This window comes from Nocardia sp. NPDC005825 (assembly GCF_040630175.1).
Classification (GTDB): domain Bacteria; phylum Actinomycetota; class Actinomycetes; order Mycobacteriales; family Mycobacteriaceae; genus Nocardia.
The window spans coordinates 787728-809962 of record NZ_JBEXXC010000002.1; the positions used below are offsets into that span (position 1 = coordinate 787728).

Here is a 22235-nt window from a genome sequence, read left to right on the forward strand (position 1 = left end):
CTCCTTCAGCGTGCGCTCGTAATGGGCGGCGGTCACTGGCTGCTGACTATGGAGTTCATTCGATGTTGAACCCTGACAACACTTTCACCGCCACAGTGCTGGGGCTGCCGCGTATCGGTCCGAACCGGGAGCTCAAGCGCGCGATCGAATCCTATTGGGCGGGCCGGCTCGATGCCGCCGGCCTGCACCAGGTGGCGAAGGAGCTGCGCACCGAGCAGCTCACCGCCGCCCGGGACGCCGGGCTGGATTCCGTTCCGGTGGGCACCTTCTCGTACTACGACCAGGTGCTCGACACCGCCGTCCTGCTGGGCGCGCTGCCCGAGCGGGTCGCCGGGATCACCGACGAGCTGGACCGCTACTTCGCGGCCGCCCGCGGCAACGCCGAGGTCGCGCCGCTCGAGATGACCAAGTGGTTCGACACCAACTACCACTATCTGGTGCCCGAGCTCGCGGCCGACACGACGTTCTCGCTGCACCCGGAGAAGCCGCTCGCCGAACTGAAAGAGGCTTTGGCGCTGGGCGTTCCGGCCCGTCCGGTGATCGTCGGCCCGATCACCTTCCTCGAGGTGGCCAAGTCGCTGGACGGCAGCAATCTGCTCGACCGCCTGCCCGACCTGCTGCCGCTCTACGAGCAACTGCTGGGCCTGCTGGCCGAGGCGGGCGCGACGTGGGTGCAGATCGACGAGCCGTCGTTGGTCACCGACCTGACCGTCACCGAACTGAGCGCGGTGCGCACCACCTACCAGCGGCTCTCGGAAGTGGCGGCCCGGCCGTCGATCCTGGTGGCGACCTACTTCGGCAGCCTCGGAGGCACGCTGCCCGCGCTGGCGGCGACCGCCATCGAGGGTATCGCCGTCGATTTCGTCGCTGGCGGCGACACAGATGTAGCGGCCGCGCAGCTGATCACCAACAAGCTGATCGTCGCCGGTGTCGTCGACGGCCACAACGTGTGGCGCGTCGATCCCGACCACGCGCTGCCGCGGCTGACTCGGATCCGCGAGGCCGGCGTGACGGTGGCGGTGTCGAGTTCCTGCTCGCTGCTGCACGTGCCCTACAGCCTCGCCCCCGAGACCGACCTGGACGAACGGCTGCGCAGCTGGCTCGCGTTCGGGGAGGAGAAGATCGCCGAAATCCGTGTGCTGGCAACCGCTCTCACCGAGGGTGAGCAGGCTGTGGCCGGTGAACTGGAGGTCGCCCGCACCGCGGTGACCGACCGCAAGGCGGATCCGCGCCTGCGGGTCGAGTCGGTGCGCGACCGCCTGGGGAGTCTGACCGCGGACGCGATTCGTCGTGCTCCGGCCGACGCGCGGCGCGCCGTGCAGCAGGCCGAGCTGAATCTGCCGCTGCTGCCGACCACCACCATCGGTTCGTTCCCGCAGACCAGCCGTATCCGGGTGGCACGCGCGGAGCTGCGCAAGGGTGAGATCGATCAGGCCGAGTACGACTCGCGGATGCAGGCCGAGATCGCGGAAGTCATTGCGCTGCAGGAGGAGATCGGTCTCGACGTGCTGGTGCACGGTGAGCCGGAGCGCAACGACATGGTGCAGTATTTCGCCGAGCAGCTCGATGGTTTCGCGGCCACGAGCAACGGCTGGGTGCAGTCCTACGGCACCCGTTGCGTGCGCCCGCCGATCGTGTACGGCGACGTCGTACGCCCCGAGGTCATGACCGTCCGCTGGAGCACGTACGCGCAGTCGCTGACCGACAAACTGGTCAAGGGCATGCTCACCGGTCCGGTGACCATTCTGGCTTGGTCGTTCATCCGCGACGATCAGCCGCTGGCCGACACCGCGCGCCAGATCGCCCTGGCCATTCGTGACGAGACGGTGGACCTCGAGGCCGCGGGCATCCGCATCATCCAGGTGGACGAGCCGGCCCTGCGAGAGCTGCTCCCGTTGCGCAAGGCCGAGCAGGCCGCCTACCTGGAGTGGGCGGTGGACGCGTTCCGGCTGTCCACCTCGGGTGTCGCGGACGGCACCCAGATCCACACGCACCTGTGCTATTCGGAGTTCGGCGAGGTGATCGGAGCCATTGCGGGGTTGGATGCCGACGTCACCTCCATCGAGGCGGCCCGCTCGCACATGGAGGTCCTCGACGACCTCAATGCCGCGGGATTCGACCTGGGTGTGGGCCCGGGCGTCTACGACATCCACTCGCCGCGCGTGCCCGGTGCGGAGGAGATCGAGAAGTCCCTCGCTCTGGCTCTGAAAGCCGTTCCTGCCGAACGCCTCTGGGTCAACCCGGACTGCGGCCTGAAAACCCGTCGGACCGAGGAAGTGACCGCCTCGCTGCACAACATGGTCGACGCGGCCAAGGCCCTGCGCTGACGGTCATCGTCTGACGTCGGCCGCCGCGGTTCGCGTCGAAACCTGTCGTGGTGTCAGTCATGCGGACACCACGACAGGTCGTATCCATCCACACTGATTGCAAGGCGAGTATGCGTTACCCACACCCGGAGGAACATGCGATGGCAGGCAGGCTCGCGCGTAAATCCCCACCCGCGACCGGTGTCCGTTCGGTCGTCGACAGCCTGCGTGTCCACTCCGGTCCGCGCGTGCCCTTCTCTGTGGAGTTCAACCCGCCACGCGACGCCGAGGGGGAGGCCCGGCTGTGGCGCACAGTGCGCGAATTCGAGCGCATGCACCCGGCTTTCGTCTCCATGACCTATGGCGCGGGCGGCTCCACCAAGGAACGCACCGCGCGTATCACCGGTCAGCTGTCCCAGCAGACCACCCTGCTACCGGTCGCGCACCTGACCGCTGTCGGCCACAGCGTCGCCGAATTGCGTGCTCTCGTCGGTTCGTACGCCGACTGCGGGATCCGCAACATGCTCGTGCTGCGCGGCGATCCGCCGGGCGATCCGCTCGGCGCCTGGCGCAAGCATCCCGAAGGGGTCGAGTATGCCGACGAATTGGTGCGCATCGTACGCGACCTCGGGGATTTCAACGTCGGTGTGGCGTCGTTCCCGCAGGGCCACCATCGATCCCCGGACCTGGACTCCGACACGGCGTTCCTGGTCGCCAAACTCCGTGCGGGGGCGGACTATTCGATCACCCAGATGTTCTTCGACCCCGAACACTACCTGCGCCTGCGCGACCGGGTCGCCGCGCACGATCCGGTGCAGGGCGCGAAGCCGATCATCCCGGAACTGATGCCCATCACCTCGCTGCGCACGGTGCGGCGCGCGGTCGAACTGTCCGGTCGTGAACTTCCCGCCGCCGTCCTGGATCGACTGCACAAGGCCGCCGGTGACGGCCCGGAGGAGAACCGCGCCGCGGTCCGGGCAGCCGGAATCGAGATCGCCACCGAGATCGCTCAGCGTCTCATCGACGAGGGCGCGCCCTGCCTGCACTTCATCACGCTGAACTTCGCGAAGGCGACCACCGAGGTGCTGACCAACCTCGGCTACCGGGTCACCGCCGCACCGAAGATCGCCTGAACGGGCCGGCGATAATGACGCCGGGCGGGTCGGACGGTGCGGTGGACCTGCACGGGCGTCAGTCGATCGTCGTGGGCACGTACGGGATGTTCTGGGAGCTGTTGTCATCCACCCGGATCGGGCGGCCCAGCTGCGGGAAGGCGCGCTGTGCGCAGTCGGTGCGCTCGCAGACCTTGCAGCCCGCGCCGATCGGGACGGCGGTGCGCGGGTCGTCGATGGGCAGGCCGTGAGAGTAGACCAATTTGTCGGCATAGGCCAGATCGCAGCCCAGTCCGATCGCGAAATCCCTTTTGGCAGAAAGAAATCCGGGCGTCTTCTCGTCGGTGGTGCGGGCCAGCCACAGATAGTTTCGGCCGTCGGGCATCTGGGCGATCTGGGTGCGGATGCTGCCGGGAGTGGAGAACGCTTCGTGCACCACCCACAGCGGGCAGCTGCCACCAACCCGGGAAAAGTGGAAGGCGGTGGCGGACTGGCGTTTCGAGATGTTCCCGGCGCGATCGGTGCGGACGAAGAAGAACGGCACCCCGCGCTTGCCGGGCCGCTGCAGGGTCGACAGGCGGTGACACACCGTCTCGAAGCCGACCTCGAACTTCGCGGCCAGCAATTCGATGTCGTATCGCAGCGCTTCGGCCGAATTCCAGAACTCGGTGTAGGGCAGGATCAACGCCCCGGCGAAATAGTTGGCCAACCCGATACGCAGCAGTCCGCGTGACTGCTCGGGCATGGTCTCGGCCTCCTCGATGAGGTCGTCGATGGGCGCGGCCTGGGTGAGAAAAGCCAGCTGCGTCGCCATCTGAAAGGCTCGTTGGCCCGCGGAGAGCCGGCGGGCGATGGTGAGTACCCGCGACTCCGGGTCGTAGCGCCGCTTGGGCCCCGGGCGCGCCGGGTCGTCGGTGCGGATCACCACCGTGATGTCGTGCCGGTCCCGCAACAGTCGAGTCAATTGCAGATCGAGCCCGCCTAGCGTCAATCCGTTGCCCGCGAACAGTTCCTCGGCCGCGCCATCGAGCGCGGGTATGTGATTGCGGCGATCGTAGAAATAGTCACGCACATCCTCGTAAGGCATGGCGCTGGTGGAATCGGTTGCGGCGCCGTCGATTCCGGCCGAGAAGCGTTCCATCTGCTCCGTCGCGCCACGGAGCCGCCGATGCAGGCCCACGAGCATGCGCGCGGCTGCCGGGACACGGGCGATCAGATCGTCCATCTCGGCGTTGGTGATGGACGCGCCATCGGGATCCTCCGCGAAGACATCCTGCAGGTCGGCGATGAGCCGCGCGTCGGTGTCGGCGGCGAAGAAGCCCATGTCCAGATCGAAGCGCGCATTGAGGCGCAGCAGCACCGGCAAGGTCATCGGCCGCTGGTCGTGTTCGAGCTGATTGATGTAGCTGACAGAAAGCTCCAGCGCTTTGGCCATCGCCGACTGGGAGAGCCCGCGTTGTTCACGCAGCGAACGCAACCGTGCTCCCGCGTACATCTTCTGCATGGCTTCAATCTAGCAAGCACAACGTTTACAACTTTCACAGTTTTACAGAACCGTTTCCACAAAATTAGGCATTTGCGGGGGATTTCCGCCGCTCACTGTGCTGTGTAGCGTGCGAAATGTACCGGTGAAACACGACACTTGGAGGACTTCGACAGTGAAGAACCATCTCGTCCGCACCCACCGCTCCGCCGAGGATTTCCCTCGCGAGGAGCACCTGGCGTGGCGGATCGCCGAAGTCGCCGCGGACGCTGTGGAGGTTGCTCCGGAGACCGAAGAGATGATCGTCAACCGGATCATCGACAATGCCGCGGTCGCCGCGGCCTCCCTCACCCGCCGCCCGGTCGCCAATGCCCGCGCCCAGGCGATGACGCACCCGTACCAGCCCGGCGCCACCGTCTTCGGGGTCGAGGGCCGCTTCTCGCCGGAGTGGGCCGCCTGGGCCAATGGGGTCGCGGTGCGTGAGCTGGACTTCCACGACACCTTCCTGGCCGCGGAGTACTCGCACCCGGGTGACAACATCCCGTCCATCCTGGCCGTCGCCCAGCACACCGGCCGCAGCGGCCGTGACCTGATCCGCGGTCTGGCAACGGGTTACGAGATCCAGGTCGATCTGGTCCGCGCGATCTGCCTGCACGAGCACAAGATCGATCACGTCGCCCACCTGGGCCCGTCAGCGGCCGCGGGTATCGGCACCCTGCTCGGCCTCGACACCGAGACCATCTACCAGGCCATCGGCCAGGCCCTGCACACCACCACCGCTACCCGGCAGTCCCGCAAGGGCGAGATCTCCAGCTGGAAGGCCTACGCCCCCGCCTTCGCGGGCAAGATGGCCGTGGAAGCCGTGGACCGCGCCATGCGTGGCGAGGGCGCGCCGTCGCCGATCTGGGAGGGCGAGGACGGCGTGATCGCCTGGCTGCTCGGCGGCCCGAACGCCGAATACTCTGTCCCGCTACCGGGTCCGGGCGAGCCCAAGCGCGGCATCCTCGACACCTACACCAAGGAGCACTCGGCCGAGTACCAGAGTCAAGCCCCGATCGATCTGGCGTTCCGCCTGCGCGAGCGGATCGGCGACCTGGAGCAGATCGCCACGATCGTGCTGCACACCAGCCATCACACCCACTACGTGATCGGCACCGGCTCGAACGATCCGCAGAAGTTCGACCCCAAGGCTTCTCGCGAAACCCTCGACCACTCGATCATGTACATCTTCGCGGTCGCGCTGCAGGACGGCGCCTGGCATCACGAGCGCTCCTACGCGCCCGAGCGCGCGCAGCGCCCGGACACCATCGCGCTGTGGAACAAGATCTCCACCGCCGAGGACCCGGAATGGACGCGCCGCTACCACTCGACCGACCCGAATGAGAAGGCGTTCGGCGCGCGCGCCGAGGTCACGCTGAAGAGCGGTGAGGTCATCGTGGACGAGCTGGCCGTCGCCGACGCCCACCCGCTGGGTACGCGTCCCTTCGCCCGCGATCAGTACATCACCAAGTTCCGGACCCTGGCCGAGGGCGTCGTCGAGCCTGCCGAGCAGGACCGCTTCCTCGAAGTGGTCCAGCGCGCGGGCGAGCTGTCCGCGAATGAGCTGTCGGAGCTCACTTTCACCGTCTCGTCGGATGTGCTCGCCCGCGCGCCCAAGTCGCCGAAGGGACTGTTCTGATGACCGGCCTGCTCGCTGCCAACAGCTCTGCCGCAGACAAGCGCGCCGCGTTCAGAGCCGGCCTGTCCTCGGGCACGATTCAGCGCTTCCCGGGTGCGTTCAACCCATTGGTGGCCAAGCTGATCCAGGAGATCGGCTTCGAGGGCGTCTACGTCTCCGGCGCGGTGCTGTCCGCCGATCTGGGCCTGCCGGACATCGGCCTCACCACGCTGACCGAGGTGTCCGGGCGCGGCCAGCAGATCGCTCGGGTCACCGACCTGCCGGTGCTGATCGACGCCGACACCGGATTCGGTGAGCCGATGAGCGCGGCGCGCACGGTCACGGTGATGGAGGACGCCGGCATCGCCGGCCTGCATCTCGAGGATCAGGTCAATCCGAAGCGCTGCGGCCACCTCGACGGCAAGGCCGTGGTGCCCACCGAGGACATGGTCCGGCGGCTGAGCGCGGCGGTGGCCGCCCGCCGCGACCCGAACTTCGTGATCTGCGCGCGCACCGACGCCGCGGGGATCGAAGGCATCGACGCCGCGATCGAGCGTGCGAAGGCGTATACCGACGCGGGCGCGGACCTGATCTTCACCGAGGCCCTCAACACCGAGGCCGACTTCGAGAAGTTCCGGGCCGCGGTGTCGATTCCCCTGCTGGCCAATATGACCGAGTTCGGCAAGTCCGAGCTCATCGCGGCGGCGACGCTGGAGTCGATCGGCTACAACGCGGTCATCTACCCGGTGACCACGCTGCGGCTGGCGATGTTCGCCGCCGAGACCGGGCTGCGGGAGATCCTCGCCTCCGGTACGCAGGCCGGGCTGCTCGATCGGATGCAGCATCGCAGCCGCCTGTACGAACTCCTGCAGTACGAGCGTTACAACGAATTCGATTCCGACATCTTCAATTTCACCCTGGGAAGGAATCAATGATGACGGAGACCGCGATACCGACCATTTACAAGGGTCTCGCAGGCGTCGTCGTCGACACCACCGCTATCTCCAAGGTGGTGCCGGAAACCAACTCGCTGACCTACCGCGGCTACGCGGTCCAGGATCTGGCGGCCAACTGCAGTTTCGAGCAGGTCGCCTACCTGCTCTGGTACGGCGAACTCCCGAACGACGCCCAGCTGGCGCAGTTCCTGCAGCAGGAGCGTGCCTCCCGCCGCGTGGACCGCTCGCTGTTGTCGCTCATCGCGAAAATGCCGGACAACTGCCACCCGATGGACGTGGTCCGCACCGCCATCAGCTGGCTCGGTGCGGAAGATCCCGCCGAAGGGGACAACTCCCCGAAGGCCAACCGCGCCAAGGCACTTCGCATGATGGCGGTGCTGCCGACCATCGTCGCCGCCGACCACCGTAAGCGGCACGGCCTGGAACCCATTGGGCCGCATTCGCATCTGGGCTTCGCCGAGAACTTCCTGAACATGTGCTTCGGCAAGGTACCCGCGCCGGAGCTGGTGAAGGCGTTCGAGGTGTCGCTGATCCTGTACGCCGAGCACTCCTTCAACGCCTCCACCTTCGCCGCCCGCGTCGTCACCTCCACGCTCTCGGACATCTACAGCGCGGTCACGGCGGCCATCGGTGCGCTCAAGGGCCCGCTGCACGGCGGCGCGAACGAGGCGGTCATGCACGACATGATCGCGATCGGCGATCCGGCAGCGGCCGCAGAGTGGATGCGGAACAAGCTGTCCCGCAAGGAAAAGGTGATGGGCTTCGGCCACCGGGTCTACAAGAACGGTGACTCTCGAGTGCCCACCATGAAGAAGGCCTTTCTGGACATCGCCGCGGCGACCGATGGCCGGCGGTGGGTCGAGATGTACGAGATCCTCGAGAAGACCATGAACGAGGCCACCGGCATCAAGCCCAACCTCGACTTCCCGACCGGCCCGGCGTATTACCTGCTCGGTTTCGATATCGAGGTGTTCACCCCGATCTTCGTGATGTCCCGCATCACCGGCTGGACCGCTCACATCATCGAGCAGGGTGAATCCAACGCGCTGATCCGACCGCTGAGCGAATACGTCGGCGTCCCACAGCGATCCGTCGTGGCCTGACAGCCCCAGCGCTCGACATTCCCGACGGCCCGCACTCACCGGTGCGGGCCGTCCAGATGGAGGCCGCGATCACCGCCCCGCGCGCCGGGGTGATCGAACGGATCGCCATCGGTGCCATCCAACAGGTCGACGGCGGCGATCTACTGCTGGTCATCGCCTAGCGGCGCCGCCCGTCGTCGCCCGTGCGGCGTCGAGGATCGATGCCGTCACCGCATCCGGCTGCGAGACGCTGAGGGCGTGGGACGCCCCCGCGACCTCGTGGGTCGCCTTCGCACCGGCACGGTGGGCCATGAATCGGTGCAGGGCGACCGGGATGTTGAGGTCCGCGTCGCCGTAGACGAACCACGACGGGATCTCCTGCCAGGCGGGGATGATGGTCGGCAGACCTGTGGTGAGGGCGATCTCGGTGACCGGGCGCTGGGTCGCGCTCATCACGGCCGCCCGGTCCTGGGACACGTCGGCGGCGAACTGGAGGTGGAACGCCTCTGACCGGATGGCGAATTCGTTGCCGCCCTGGCTGATCGGATACGCGGTGAGCGCCTCGCCCAGGGTGCTGCCGGGAAATCTGGTCGACAGCTCGAGCGCGGACTCTCCCGCCGCCGGCGCGAATGCGCAGACGTAGACGAGGGCGGTGACCTTGGCGTTCCCGGCGGCGGCCGCCGTGATCACCATGCCGCCGTAGGAATGGCCGACGAGGATGACAGGTGCGTCGATCTCGGCGAGGACATCGCGCAGATACGCGGCGTCGCCGGGCAGGCCGCGCAATGGGTTGGCGAGCGCGACGACCTGGAAATTGTGGTCGTGCAAGCGCTCGATCACGCCGGACCAGCTCGCGGATTCGGCGAAGGCGCCATGGACGAGGACGATTGTCGGTTGCTGGGTCATCATGGTTTCCTCCGGTCGGTGATCAGTGGAATGCGGTTCATCGGGGTGCCCTTCTGCGGTGTCCTGTGATCAAGGACCGGTGACTCCGTGACTTCGTGACGGATGGGGAGAAATGGCTTGTGCCGCCTGGCTATCCGGTCGGCACCGCGGCTTCCACGCGTGGCGACCTGGTATGTCGCGCACGGGTGGGCGCGGACATGGCGTCCTTCGTGAGCAGTCGTTCGAGATGGCCCACCTCGCCGTCTCGCGCGGCGGCGAGGAACGCCTTCATCAATCGGTCGCGGGCCGTGCGCTGTACCGGCACGTGCCGTGGCTGTCCCAGGTGGGTGCGAGCTCGTCGCGCCATTTGCCGGGCGTTGGCCTCGCTGATTCCGAGACGGTCGGCGATGTCGCGAAACGGATAGTCGAATGCCTCGCGCAGCACGAAGACCGCGCGTTCGTTCGGGGACAACCGTTGTAGGAGAAGCAGAACCGCGTTCTCGAGGTCCGTCGATCGTTCGCTCAGCATCGACGGATCCTCGGCGGTGAGCGCCTGCCCCGGCAGCCAGTGATCGACGGGAATCTCGCGGCGGGCGCGAGCCGAGCCGGCGGCGTTCAGGGTCAGGCGCGTGGTGATCGTCACCAGGAACGCCACCCGGTCCCGCACCTGCGAGCGGTCGGCGTTCTGCCAGCGCAGCCAGACATCCTGTACGACGTCCTCGGCATCGGCGACCCGTCCCAGCATTCGGTAGGCGATACCGAACAGGCGCGGACGCAGACCATGGAAATCAGTTGCCGACCCATCCGCTCCCGGTACCGGTTCGGGCACGGTGTCGGCTTCGGGAATGACGGCCGTGATAGTCGTCGAGCGCATGGGGATCGTCCCTTCATCGTGGACTCGACCGCCACCTGTCTCGGCGATCGAACGCACGGCCCGGATGAGCCGCACATCCACCGTTGCCCGCCGTGAATGCCGATCGCGCCCTTGGAAAACGCGGGCGAATCCCCTGGGCACGGGCGGCCAGGGACGCGTGACCCGCGATGCCCGCGTCCCCCAGGGGCCCGGGGCTGGGGACGTCATTCGGCTCGGGCCAGCGGTTATGCGAGGAAGGTATCGCCGCTGTGGCCGATGCCACCCGGGTGGATCTTCGGACTGTCGTTACCGGGTGGAAGGATGTGCTGGCCCCTCACGGGCGGGGCAGAACCTTCTAGCGGTGGTGGTGATGTCGAGTAGCGATCGGGCGCACCCGTTGCGCGGCAGGCGTAACGAGTGCGAGCCGCTGGATCGAGTCCTCGCTGACGTGCAGTCCGGTAGAAGCCGGGTGCTGGTACTTCGTGGTGAGGCGGGCATCGGGAAAACAGCGCTGGTCGAATACCTGATCGGGAACGCCGCGGGCTACCAGGTCGCCCGGGCCACCGGCGTCGAGTCCCAGATGGAATTGGCCTTCGCCGGTCTGCATCAGCTGTGCGCGCCGATGATGGACCGCCTCGATCGTCTCCCGGCCCCGCAGCGGGAGGCGCTGTCCGTAGCCTTCGGATTGAGCACGGGCGGCGTCCCCGATCGGTTCCTCGTCGGGCTGGCGGTGCTCAGCCTGCTGGCCGAGGCGGCCGAGGATCAGATGTTGATCTGCGTCATCGACGACGCGCAGTGGCTCGACCGGGTATCCGCGCAAACCTTGGCATTCGTCGCGCGCCGACTGCTGGCCGAGCGGGTTGCGCTCGTATTCGCCCAACGCACCCCGATAGCCGATCCGAGCGCGGATCCACTCACCGGTCTGCCGGAACTGGTCATCCGGGGCTTGCGCGACAACGACTCCCGTGCGCTCCTGGAGTCGGTCATTCCGGGCCGCGTCGATGCGGACGTCATCGATCGGATCGTGGCCGAGGCCCGTGGTAACCCGCTGGCCCTGCTCGAATTGCCCCGCGGACTGACCAACGCGGAGTTGGCGGGAGGGTATGCCAGGCCGGACGTGCAGCCGGTGGTGACCCAGATCGAACAGAGCTTCCTGCGGCGGATCGATGCGCTGCCCGACGCCGCGCGCCGACTGCTGCTGGCAGCGGCGGCGGAACCATCGGGGAATATGGCGCTGCTGCGACGGGTCGTCGAACGGCTCGGTACCGGAGCGGACGCCGCGGCGGCTGCCGAGCGGGCCGGTTTGATCGAGTTCGGGGCGCAGGTCCGGTTCCGGCATCCACTGGTCCGTTCGGCGGCCTATCGTGCCGCGGACCCGGGAGAACGCCAGCACGTGCATCGCGCGCTGGCCGAGGAGACGGACCCGGTCACCGACCCGGACCGGCGAGCGTGGCATCGGGCAAGCGCCACAGTCGAACCCGATGAGGAAGTAGCTGCCGAACTCGAGCGTTCCGCTGCTCGGGCCCGGGCTCGCGGCGGCGTCGCGGCGGCGGCCGCGTTCCTGCGCCGGGCGACCGGCCTGACGCCCGATCCGGGCACCCGCGGAGCGAGAGCGCTGCAGGCGGCGCAGTTCGCATTCGAAGCCGGCAGCCCGGAGGGAGCCCTGGAGCTGCTCGCGGCGGCGGAAATGGGACCGCTGGACGAGTTTCAGCGGGCGCGACTGGCGCGATTGCGCGCCCAAATTGTCTTCGCGCGCAGGCGAGGCGGCGAAGCGCTGCCCCTGCTGGTCGCCGCGGCTCGCCGAATGCACGCTCCGTCGCCGGAGCAGGCGCGCGAGATCTACCTGGAGGCGATCGGATCCGCGGTGTTCGCGGGCAGGCTGAACGGACCCGACGGGGCGCGCCCCGTGGCGGAACTCGCGCGTACGACGCTGCCGGAGTCCGGGTCCCGGGCGGTCGACGTGCTGCTCGGCGGGCTCGCGGCGCGTTTCGCGGACGGCTACGTCGCGGGTGCGGAGCCGATGCGTCACGCACTGCGGGCGTTTCGCGGTGGGGCCGCCGCCGATGACGACATCATGCGTTGGTTGTGGTTGACCTGGCCCGCTGCCGCCGACCTGTGGGACGACGAGGCCTGGCACGAACTGACCACCCAGGCAGTTCGAACCGCAAGGGAGACAGGTGCGCTCAACTTCCTGCCGCTGGCTCTGACCTACCTCGCGGCAGTGCACCTGCACGCCGGTGAATTCGGGGTGGCCTCCGCACTGGTGGAGGAGGCCGTGGATCTGACGACGGCGACGGGCAACTCACCGCTCGGCTACACCGTGCTGTTGCTCGTCGCCTGGCGTGGCACCGATCCCCAGGCCTCGGCGCTGATCGAGGCGAAGCTCGGACAGGCCACCGACTGGGGTGAGGGCCGAACGATCGGCACCGGCTGCTACCTGCTCTCGGTGCTCTACAACGGCCAGGGCCAGTACCAGGCCGCCCTCGACAGTGCGGAAAAGGCATGCGAGCACGACGATCTCGCGGCTGTCGGGCATGCGCTCGCCGAGTTGGTGGAAGCCGGAGTGCGAGCCGACGACCGGGCGGCCGCCCGCGCCGCACTGGGTCGGCTGGAGCGCCGCGCACAGGCCAGTGGTACCGACTGGGCGCTCGGCATGCTGGCACGATCACAGGCGCTGCTCAGCGAGGGCGCCGCGGCAGAGACGTCGTATCGCGAAGCCCTGGAACGACTGTCGCGGACCCGAATCGCCGTCTATCTCGCCCGCACCCACCTGGTGTACGGCGAGTGGCTGCGACGCGAGGACCGGCGTACGGAGGCGCGTGAGCAGCTGCGCACCGCCTACGAGATGTTGCATCGGTTCGGCGCCCATGCCTTCGCCGAGCGGGCCCGCCGCGAATTGTCGGCAGCGGGGGAGTCGGTCCGCCGGCACGGTGTCGAGGCGAGCGACGTTCTCACCGCGCAGGAGGTTCAGATCGCCCGGCTCGCGAGCGATGGTTTGACCAACTCCGAGATCGGGGCGGAGCTGTTCATCAGTCCCCGCACCGTGGAGTGGCATCTGCGCAAGGTGTTCACGAAGCTGGACCTCACCTCCCGCAAAGAACTGCGCGCCGCTCTGGATTCGTGAATTCTCCGCTGCGCTAACCGGTTTGCCCGCCCGGCCGGACCACCATCTCATTGACGGCCACGTGCCGTTCGCGCGTAACGATGTAGGCGATCGCGTCGGCGACATCCGCGGGACGCAGCGCCGCCATCGGGTCCGCGGTCCGGCGCGCCGCGTCCCATGCCGTGCCGTCGGTGTCCCGCACGCTCGTGTCGACGGTCCCGGGCGCCACCACGCTGACCCGCACGCGGTCCGAAAGCAGTTCCTGCCGAAGCGATTCCGTGAACCCGTGGAGACCGAACCTGGTCAGGCTGTAGACGCTGCCGGTCGGCCGCGCGATCCGTCCGGCCAGGGACCCCACGTTGACCAGGTCCGCCACCCGTCGTGGCGAGGTCGCGGCCGCATCGATCAGGTAGGGCAGTGCCGCATGGGTGATGTGCGCCAGTGCCGTCACATTGAGCGAGATCATCCGGTCCCATTCCTCGATGGGTGCGTGCAGCGCGGTGTCGAGCACCATGAGACCCGCGCTGTTGACCACGACATCCAATCGTCCGAGCCGCTCGTGTGCCTCCTCGACCGCCTGATAGGCCAGCGCGGGTTCGGTGATGTCGGCCGCCACCGTGATGGCGCGGCCGCCCCCGGAGGTGAGGTCGCTCGCGACACGGTCCAGCCGGTCACCACGGCCGGCGACCAGTGCGACGGCCGCGCCTTCGCGGGCCAGACGGCGCGCGGTCGCCGCCCCGATGCCGCCGCCGGCGCCGGTCACGAGCACAACGGCTCCGCTCAACGGGCGATCTGACATGACTGCCTCACTTCCTGATTCGAGGACGATCGGCACGCAGCGCCGACACGCTCAGATTCGCGTGCCCGGCTCCCCGGTCGCCCCCGGGAGAGTCCCTGGTTCTCTCGGACCAGGGACCGGCGCGCGGCGACCGCCCCGGATCTCGTCGTCACGCACCGGCGAGGCTGTTCTCCTGCGCGGCGCGGTTATTCGCCGTGTGGCAGGGCGTCACGGAGCTGACGCCGCGACGTGATCGACAGCTTCGCGAAGATTTTGCGCAGATGCCACTCGACTGTCCGCGGGCTGAGGAACAGTCGCGCACCGACCTCGGGGTTCGACAGTCCCGCGCCGACGAGCAGCGCGATCTGCCTTTCCTGCGGTGTCAGTTCGTCATCGGTGGTTTCGATGGTGCGCTTGCGGACCTTCTCGCCGCTGGCGAGCAGTTCGCGGCGGGCGCGTTCGGCGAAGGCCGCCATGCCGATCGATACGAACATCTCGTAGGCCGTGCGCAATTCGCGACGTGCGTCGAGTCGACGGGATTGCCTGCGCAACCACTCGCCGTAGAGCAGGTGGGCCCGCGCCAGCTCCGGGCGCAGCAGGGTGCCCTCGAGTCGCACGATCGATTCGCGATAGAGCCGGTCGGCGTCCCCGTCCTCCAGCAGCGCCCGGCAGCGCGCGAGAATGCCGTGCGACCAGTCGGTGTCGCCGGACTCCGCGGCCTCCACCAGGCGGCCGAGTGCTTCCCGTGCGGCCTTGTCGTCGCCGACACGGACGGCGGCTTCGATGAGTTCGGGCAGGACCCACACCGAGACGATCAACTGGGTGATCCGGATACTGGCCCGCGCCGCCGACAGCGCCTCCTCGTAGCGGGCGAGCCCGTTGTAGAGCACGGCGGCCGCCCAGTGCGCCGTGGTGACACCGGTCAACTGCCCGTCGGCGCTGGTCTGTTCGATCGTGGCGGCGATGATCGCCGCGGCCTCGTCCTCCCGGCCCTGCATGGCCGTCAGGATCAGCGTGGTGTACGGCGCGAGCGGAATGCCGGTGGCGGCGGCCAGGCCCTCGGATTCGGCGACGATCCCGGCCGCTGTCGTGAAATCCCCGATCAGGGAGGTCGCCGCTCCCAGCGACGCCAGGTAGATGGGCAGCTCGGTCAGGATTCCGGCGGCGCGGACCACTTCGGCTGCCCGGGTATAGGTCTCGATCATGATCTGCTCGCTCCACACCGCGGGGCTCAGGCCACACGCCGCCCATCCCCATTTCAGGAGGTCGGGCACCGGTAGATCCACGAGTGCGCCCATCGCTCGGCGCAAGGTGGTGATGGCCGTGCCCGGTCCCTCGGTGACCAGGAGCGCACAGGCCTCCAACACGACATCGATCGGACGCGGATCGCCCTGGGGGGCAGGAAGTTCCCGGATGACCTTCGAGATCGCCACCAGATTGTCGGCATCGGCCGCGCCCCACGCCGCCGCGCCCCACGCGAGCAGGTACGTCTCGCGTGAGAGCTCCGTGTCGAAGGGTTCGAGTCGCCGCGCCGCCGCGAGCAGCAGCGGCGGCGCCTCGTTGTTGAACCCGGCCGCGTGAGCGATGCGGCCGCGCACCAGATCCGAGCGAGCACGCAGCAATTCACTGTGCCCCTCCAGGTCGGCGAGTTCGATGAACCGCCGCGCGGCATCCAGATCGCCTGCCCGCACACTGGCATCGGCGGCGGTCACGGCACGCTGCGCGCGTCGCGTCGAGTCGCCGGTCAGCACGACCGATCGCTGCAGGAACGCCGCGGCCGCGGCCAGCCCCCCGCGCGCCTGCGCGCGATCAGCGGATCGCTCGAGTTCCGCGGCGACGGCTTCGTCCGGTCCAGCGGCCGCCGCGGCCAAATGCCATGCCCGCCGGTCGGGATCGGTACCGGAGTCGGTCACTGTCGCCAGAGCACGGTGCACCGAGCGGCGTTCGGCGTCCTCGGCCGCGTGGTAGACGGCCGATCGCACCAGCGGGTGCCGGAAGGTCACCCGGATATCGAACGACACCAGCCGGTCGGTCTCATCGTTGAGGGCGGCCGCCTGTGTGACACCGAGCAGCTCGGCGGCGCCCCACACGAGAGTGGGATCCCCGACCGGTTCGGCGGCGGCGATCAGCAGGAGCAATCGGCTCGGTGCGGGCAGCGCCGCGATCCGGCTCAGAAAGCTCTGCTCGAGACGGGTGGGGAGCGTATCGGCGTGCAGTAGACCGTATCCGCCCGCCAGCTGGGTGACGGTGCGCTCGCGCGGTAACTCCAGCAAGGCGAGCGGATTGCCGGCCGCTTCGGCGACGACCCGATCGCGAATGTGGCTGTCCAGTCGCGCATGCGTGGCCGCGTCGAGCAGCGCGAGGGCGTCGGCCTTGGCGAGACCCGCGACCTCGAGATCGGGAAGGCCCAGCAGATGCTGGGTGCGCAGTCGAGCGGCGAAGACCAGGGCCACCGACTCCGCGAGCAGTCGACGGGCCACGAAGCCGAGGACCTGCGCGGAGGCTTGGTCCATCCACTGCGCGTCGTCGACGACACACAGCACCGGGCCCTGCTCGGAGGCGTCCGAGAGCAGGCTCAGCACCGCGAGGCCGACCAGGAACGGTTCCGGCGGTGTGCCCGTGCGCATTCCGAAGACCGTCCGCAGCGCGTCGCCCTGCGGCGCGGGCAGTGCGGACAGCCGATCCAGCAGCGGTACACACAGCTGGTGCAGGGTCGCGAACGGCAGCTCCATCTCGGATTCGACGCCGACCGCCCGCAGCGCGCGCAGCCCGGCCCCGGTGTCCTCGAGGTACTCCAGCAGCGCGGACTTGCCGACTCCGGCGCCGCCGTGAACGACGAGGACTCGGCTCTCGCCCGTGCGCACGGCGGCGATCAGCTGATCGAGCGCCGCGCATTCCGATGCCCTGCCCACCAGTCCCCGAAACGCCACCTTGCCCTACCTTCACCCGTCGACCCGCGCTGGAAACTCCCAGCAATCACTCGGAGATCATCCTGGACGGAAACAACCCGATTCGAAAGGGCCGTGCCGGACCGGGTCCGCCGGCCGGCGCCACCGGCGGTTACCCCGACGGCGACGCTTCGTCACGAATCGCCGAGATGTCTTGTCCTAGTTGCCGACAGACTCCGACGACTTTGCCGAGACGAGGTACCCGCATGGACACCGGCCTTCCTGCCATCGATTCACTCGCAGACTTGCGCCGACATCTGCAATGGGCGATCGAGCTCGAGCACGCGACCATCCCGCCCTATCTGTGCGCGTTGTACTCGCTGGATCCGGGTCGAAACGTCGAAGCGGCGCAGGTGATCAGCGGCGTGTTCGTGGAAGAGATGCTGCATCTGGCGTTGGCCGCGAATCTGCTCAACGCCGTCGGCGGCGAACCGAAGCTGGATGCGCCGCACCTGCTCCCGGCGTACCCGCATCCACTGCCGCACGGGGATCCGTCGGTCCAGATCAACCTGTTGCCGTATGGACCCGAGGCGCTGGATCTGTTCCTGAACGTCGAGCGGCCCGCCTCGGTCGAGGGGCAACCGGAAGCAGAGGGCTACCACACGATCGGGCAGTTCTATGCCGCGCTCGAATCCGGGCTGCGCACCTTGACCGAAACCCTCGGTGAGGACGTGGTCTTCTGCGGCGACCCGGACCGGCAGCTGCAAGAGATGCATTTCAGCAGCGGTGGGGGGCAGGTCATTCCGGTGCGGGATCTGAAGTCCGCGCTGGCCGCGGTGGCCGAGATCATCGAGCAGGGCGAAGGCGCGGCCCGCACCGAGGTGTGGGACGGCGACAAGGACGTCTTCCATCCCGAGCGTGAACAGGTCGCCCACTACTACCGTTTCGTCGAGCTGAAGCAGGGCCGCCGGTTCCGCAGCGGCGACACTCCGCAGTCCGGCCCCACCGGCGAGCCGATCGCGACGGATCCCGGCGGGGTGCTCCCGATGCGGGCCAATCCGCGCACCACCGATTATCCCGAGGGCAGTCCGGTGCGGCTGGCGCAGGAGGAGTTCAACAACACCTACTGCCTGCTGCTGTATCTGCTGGAGGACACCTTCAACGGCAACCCCGCGCAGATGCGAGACGCCGTCGGGGCGATGTACGCACTGAAATCCCAGGCCCAGGCGCTGATGAAGATGCCCAGTGGCGACGGCCGCACCACCGCGGGCCCGACCTTCGAATTCGTGCCGCTCGATCAGCGAGCGTGAGCGCCCGGGCGGAACGCCCTCCGGCCAGGTTCGGCCGAGTCGCGAGATAAGAGCGGGAACACCGGGTTTCAGACGGCTCCCAGGAGTATGCGTCAAGCAGATCGTGGCTGGTCCCACCCGCCGCCGGACCCATCCAACCAACCAATCGTCACAAATCGACGGCCTGTCCTGTCCTCGGTACAGGCAGGTTCTTCGGCCCCCGAGAAGTCTCCACCACGAAAGGAAAGAGCATGAAAATCGTCGTCATCGGCGGCACCGGGCTCATCGGCTCGACGGTCGTCACTCGTTTGGGTGAGCACGGCCACCAGGCGGTTCCGGCGGCGCCCAGCCTCGGTGTGAACACGCTGACCGGCGAGGGAGTGAAGGAGGTGCTGCAGGGTGCGGACGTGGTCGTCGACGTCTCCAATTCGCCGTCGTTCGCCGATGACGACGTCATGTCGTTCTTCCGGACCTCGACCACCACTCTGCTCGAGGCCGCCGGAGGGGCGGGCGTCGGCCACTACGTCGCCTTGTCGGTAGTCGGCGCCGACCGCGAGCCCGAATCCGGATATCTGCGGGCGAAGGTGGCACAGGAGGAACTCGTCAAGGCATCGGGCCTGCCCTACTCGCTGGTGCACGCGACGCAGTTCTTCGAGTTCGCCGGTGGGATCGCCGATTCCGCCACCGTCGACGGCGAGGTCAGGTTGCCGGGCTCGGGCGTACAACCGGTGGCCGCCGAAGAAGTGGCGGCCATGGTGGGCAAGACCGCCGCGGGCAAGCCGCTCGACGGAATCGTGGAGATCGGCGGCCCCGAGGTGTTCGGTCTCGACCAGTGGATCCGCACCGTGCTGATCGCGCGATCGGATCCGCGCGAGGTCGTCACCGACCCGCACGCGCGCTACTTCGGAGCCGTCCCGAAGCAGGACAGCCTGCTGCCCGGCCGGGACGCGCAGATCGGGACGACGCGGCTCGCGGAGTGGCTGGCCCGCAAGTGAATTCCGGCACGCGGGCGGTCGCTGCCACGGCCGCCCGCGTGCCCTGGTTCGAATTCGGAAAGGAATGAACCCGATGGTCGACTCCTCGACCCGACGACAATTCACGACCTCGGTGCTGGTGATCGGAACCGGCGGCGCCGGGCTGCGCGCGGCGATCGAACTGGCCGAGCGCGGGGTGGACGTCCTCATGGTCGGCAAACGGCCGAAAGCGGACGCTCACACCACGCTGGCGGCGGGCGGAATCAATGCAGCGCTGTCGACGATGGATGCCGAGGACAGCTGGCAGCAGCACGCGGCGGACACCATCACCGAGAGCTATCTGCTGGCCCGCCCGGACACCGTGCGCACGGTCACCGAGAACGCCGCACGCGGCATCGAGGATCTCGAGCGTTGGGGGATGCCGTTCGCGCGCGAAGCCGACGGGCGGATCTCGCAGCGGTTCTTCGGTGCGCACACCTATCGGCGGACCTCGTTCGCCGGTGACTACACCGGTCTGGAGATCCAGCGGACCCTGGTGAATTGTGCGGTGCAGCTCGGCATCCCGATCATCGACACCTGCTATGTGACCCGAATCCTGGTGCACGACAATGTGGTGTTCGGCGCCTACGGATTCGATCTGGTGTCGGGCCGACGGTACGAATTCCGGGCCGACGCCGTGATCCTGGCCGCCGGTGGGCACACTCGGATCTGGCGGCGCACGTCCTCGCGACGGGACGAGAACACCGGCGACTCCTTCCGCCTCGCGGTGCTCGCCGGTGGCCGGATCCGTGATCCGGAGTTGGTGCAGTTCCATCCGTCCGGGCTGATCGAACCCGAGAATGCCGCTGGGACCCTGGTCTCCGAGGCGGCCCGCGGCGAGGGCGGGATACTGCGCAACGCCGAGGGCGAGCGATTCATGAAACGCTATGACCCCCAGCGCATGGAGCTCTCCACCCGCGACCGGGTCGCCCTGGCCGCCTACACCGAGATCAAGGAAGGCCGCGGAACTGCGAACGGCGGTGTCTGGCTGGATGTCTCGCATCTGCCACGGGACACGATCATGCGGCGGTTGCCGCGCGTGTACCAGACGATGCTCGAGTTGCAGATGCTCGACATCACCCGTGACCCGATCGAAATCGCGCCGACCGCCCACTACTCGATGGGTGGGGTGTGGGTGCGCTCGCAGGACCACGGCACCGGTGTCGAGGGGCTGTACGCCATCGGCGAGGCCTCCAGCGGACTGCACGGCGCCAACCGGCTCGGTGGCAACTCGCTGATCGAACTGCTCGTCTACGGCCGCATCGTCGGAGCGGCGGCGGCGCGGTATTCGGCGGAGCTGTCGGTCCAACGACGATCCCACGGCGTGCTGGCCGAGGCGCGCGCCGAGATCGACACGCTGCTGGGGGCCGACGGCCCGGAGAACGTCCGAGCGTTGCAGCGCGCCCTGCGCGACACGATGACCGAGTACGCCGGTGTCGTCCGCGACGAGGTCGGTATCCGCAAGGGGCTTGCCGAACTCGACGAGATCGAGGACCGGATGTCGGATATCGGCGTGCACCCGGACGCGGCCGGCTTCCAGGATCTGGCGCACGCGTTCGACCTGAAGTCGTCGGCGCTCGCGGCGCGCGCCACCCTGGAAGCGGCTCTGGAACGGCGCGAGACACGCGGCTGCCACAACCGCTCGGACTACCCCGAACTCGACCCGGAGTTGCAGGTGAACCTGGTGTGGTCGGGTCCGGGCCGACTCGAGCGCGAGGAGATCCCCGCGGTTCCCGAGGAGATCGCCCGGCTCATGCGGGACGTCTCGACCGAAGGGAAGCTGGTCGAATGACCTTGATCCGGACGTGTGGGGTCCGGCTACCATCACGGACACGGATGTTCGACTCGAGGCGGTGGGCTTTGCGATACCCGGACGTCACCGGCATCGGCTCGTCAGCCAGATGACGGACACACCCGCGGACGCGGGTCTCGACCGGGCTCTCGACGACTTCTCGGAGCTCCGGTCACGGCTGTTCGGTATCGCCTATCGCATGCTCGGCACCGTCGCCGACGCCGAGGACATCGTCCAGGACGTGTGGGTCAAGTGGCAGTCGTATCAGGATCGCGCATCGGTGAAGGACCCGACAGGTTTCCTGATCACCGTCACCACTCGGCTGGCGATCAACGCCACCCAGACCGCCCGCGTCCGCCGCGAAACCTATATCGGCCCATGGCTTCCCGAACCGGTGGACACCGCCGCCGATCCCTCGCTGGGCGCCGAGCGCGCCGCGGCGCTGGAGACGGCGGTGCTCGTCGTCCTCGAGAAGATGACCCCGACCGAGCGTGCGGCCTTCGTCCTGCGCGAGGCGTTCGACTACCCCTACGAACGGATCGCCGACGTTCTCGAGGTCAAGGAGGTCACCGCTCGCAAGCTGGTGAGCCGGGCGCGGCAGGGCATCGATTCCGAGCGGCACGCACCGGTCGACGACACCCAGCAGCGTCGGCTGCTCGAGGCCTTCCTGATCGCCGCGCGGGCAGGGGACTTCGACGACCTCGAGGCGCTGTTCGCCACCGATGTGGCCAGCTACAGCGATGGTGGTGGCAAGGTGCGTGGGGCCTCGCGCATCCCGGTGGTCGGGCGGACCCGAGTGGCCAGATACGTGGCGGCGTTCGCGTCACATTTCTGGACCGGGGCCACCATCGACCGGGTCGACGCGAACGGACGTGCGTCGGTGCTTCTCAGCCGGGACGGATCGCCGTTCGCGTGGCTCACCGTCGGTGCCGCCGACAGCGCACACATCGATCGGATCTACTGGATGCTCAATCCCGACAAGCTCGGCCGTCTCGCGGCATCGGTGGGCCTGACGGAAGAGCCCACCGCGGAGTGACA

Annotated in this window: 15 protein-coding genes; 10 read left to right on the plus strand and 5 right to left on the minus strand. The window is 68.2% G+C overall.

Annotation, left to right across the window (positions count from 1 at the left end; all coding sequences use genetic code 11):
• Nucleotides 1-62 precede the first annotated feature (62 nt).
• Nucleotides 63-2327 (plus strand): 5-methyltetrahydropteroyltriglutamate--homocysteine S-methyltransferase, encoded by a 2265-nt coding sequence (metE, locus tag ABZ382_RS08230; protein ID WP_357085666.1) that lies wholly within the window; start codon nt 63-65, stop codon nt 2325-2327.
• A 140-nt stretch (nt 2328-2467) separates the two neighbouring features.
• A complete protein-coding gene (locus tag ABZ382_RS08235) occupies nt 2468-3439 on the plus strand; it encodes a methylenetetrahydrofolate reductase (RefSeq protein ID WP_357085668.1) in 972 nt (323 codons plus the stop codon).
• 58 nt (nt 3440-3497) lie between these two features.
• Here the strand turns inward: ABZ382_RS08235 and ABZ382_RS08240 are convergent, their stop codons facing one another.
• Nucleotides 3498-4922, minus strand: coding sequence for a short-chain fatty acyl-CoA regulator family protein (locus ABZ382_RS08240; RefSeq protein ID WP_357085670.1), 1425 nt, complete (start codon nt 4920-4922; stop codon nt 3498-3500).
• Between the two features lie 154 nt (nt 4923-5076).
• Between ABZ382_RS08240 and prpD the strand changes: the two genes are divergently transcribed.
• From prpD to ABZ382_RS08255, 3 genes are read left to right on the plus strand one after another with little or no spacing between them, the layout of a single operon-like run.
• On the plus strand, nt 5077-6579 hold the full coding sequence (gene prpD / locus ABZ382_RS08245; protein WP_357085672.1) for a 2-methylcitrate dehydratase PrpD: 1503 nt from the start codon (nt 5077-5079) through the stop codon (nt 6577-6579).
• Entirely contained in the window at nt 6579-7493 is a 915-nt protein-coding gene (gene prpB, locus ABZ382_RS08250; RefSeq protein WP_357085674.1) for a methylisocitrate lyase, read from the plus strand. Before prpD ends, prpB begins: the two co-directional genes overlap by 1 nt.
• Nucleotides 7493-8617 carry a bifunctional 2-methylcitrate synthase/citrate synthase gene (locus ABZ382_RS08255; RefSeq protein ID WP_357085676.1) on the plus strand — a complete coding sequence of 375 codons (1125 nt, stop codon included), beginning with the start codon at nt 7493-7495 and terminating at the stop codon, nt 8615-8617. Before prpB ends, ABZ382_RS08255 begins: the two co-directional genes overlap by 1 nt.
• 150 nt (nt 8618-8767) lie before the next feature.
• Here the strand turns inward: ABZ382_RS08255 and ABZ382_RS08260 are convergent, their stop codons facing one another.
• Both ABZ382_RS08260 and ABZ382_RS08265 read right to left on the minus strand, forming a co-directional pair.
• Nucleotides 8768-9502, minus strand: coding sequence for an alpha/beta hydrolase (locus ABZ382_RS08260; RefSeq protein ID WP_357085678.1), 735 nt, complete (start codon nt 9500-9502; stop codon nt 8768-8770).
• Nucleotides 9503-9632: 130 nt separating this feature from the next.
• The gene (locus ABZ382_RS08265; protein WP_357085680.1) at nt 9633-10355 is read right to left on the minus strand and encodes a sigma-70 family RNA polymerase sigma factor; all 723 of its coding nucleotides are present in this window, start codon (nt 10353-10355) and stop codon (nt 9633-9635) included.
• 349 nt (nt 10356-10704) lie between these two features.
• On the opposite strand from ABZ382_RS08265, the gene ABZ382_RS08270 reads away from it, so the two are divergent.
• Complete coding sequence (locus ABZ382_RS08270; RefSeq protein ID WP_357085682.1) at nt 10705-13458, plus strand: AAA family ATPase; 2754 nt, start codon at nt 10705-10707, stop codon at nt 13456-13458.
• A gap of 13 nt (nt 13459-13471) precedes the next feature.
• On the opposite strand, the gene ABZ382_RS08275 is transcribed toward ABZ382_RS08270, so the two are convergent.
• Both ABZ382_RS08275 and ABZ382_RS08280 read right to left on the minus strand, forming a co-directional pair.
• Complete coding sequence (locus ABZ382_RS08275) at nt 13472-14221, minus strand: SDR family NAD(P)-dependent oxidoreductase (protein ID WP_357085684.1); 750 nt, start codon at nt 14219-14221, stop codon at nt 13472-13474.
• Between the two features lie 200 nt (nt 14222-14421).
• Nucleotides 14422-17145, minus strand: coding sequence for an AAA family ATPase (locus ABZ382_RS08280; RefSeq protein ID WP_357085686.1), 2724 nt, complete (start codon nt 17143-17145; stop codon nt 14422-14424).
• 263 nt (nt 17146-17408) lie between these two features.
• On the opposite strand from ABZ382_RS08280, the gene ABZ382_RS08285 reads away from it, so the two are divergent.
• From ABZ382_RS08285 to ABZ382_RS08300, 4 genes are all read left to right on the plus strand, one after another.
• Complete coding sequence (locus ABZ382_RS08285; protein WP_357085688.1) at nt 17409-18413, plus strand: ferritin-like protein; 1005 nt, start codon at nt 17409-17411, stop codon at nt 18411-18413.
• A 230-nt stretch (nt 18414-18643) separates the two neighbouring features.
• Entirely contained in the window at nt 18644-19387 is a 744-nt protein-coding gene (locus ABZ382_RS08290; protein WP_357085689.1) for an SDR family oxidoreductase, read from the plus strand.
• Between the two features lie 73 nt (nt 19388-19460).
• On the plus strand, nt 19461-21197 hold the full coding sequence (locus ABZ382_RS08295; protein ID WP_357085691.1) for an FAD-dependent oxidoreductase: 1737 nt from the start codon (nt 19461-19463) through the stop codon (nt 21195-21197).
• Nucleotides 21198-21306: 109 nt separating this feature from the next.
• Entirely contained in the window at nt 21307-22233 is a 927-nt protein-coding gene (locus tag ABZ382_RS08300) for an RNA polymerase sigma-70 factor (protein WP_357085693.1), read from the plus strand.
• Nucleotides 22234-22235 lie beyond the last annotated feature (2 nt).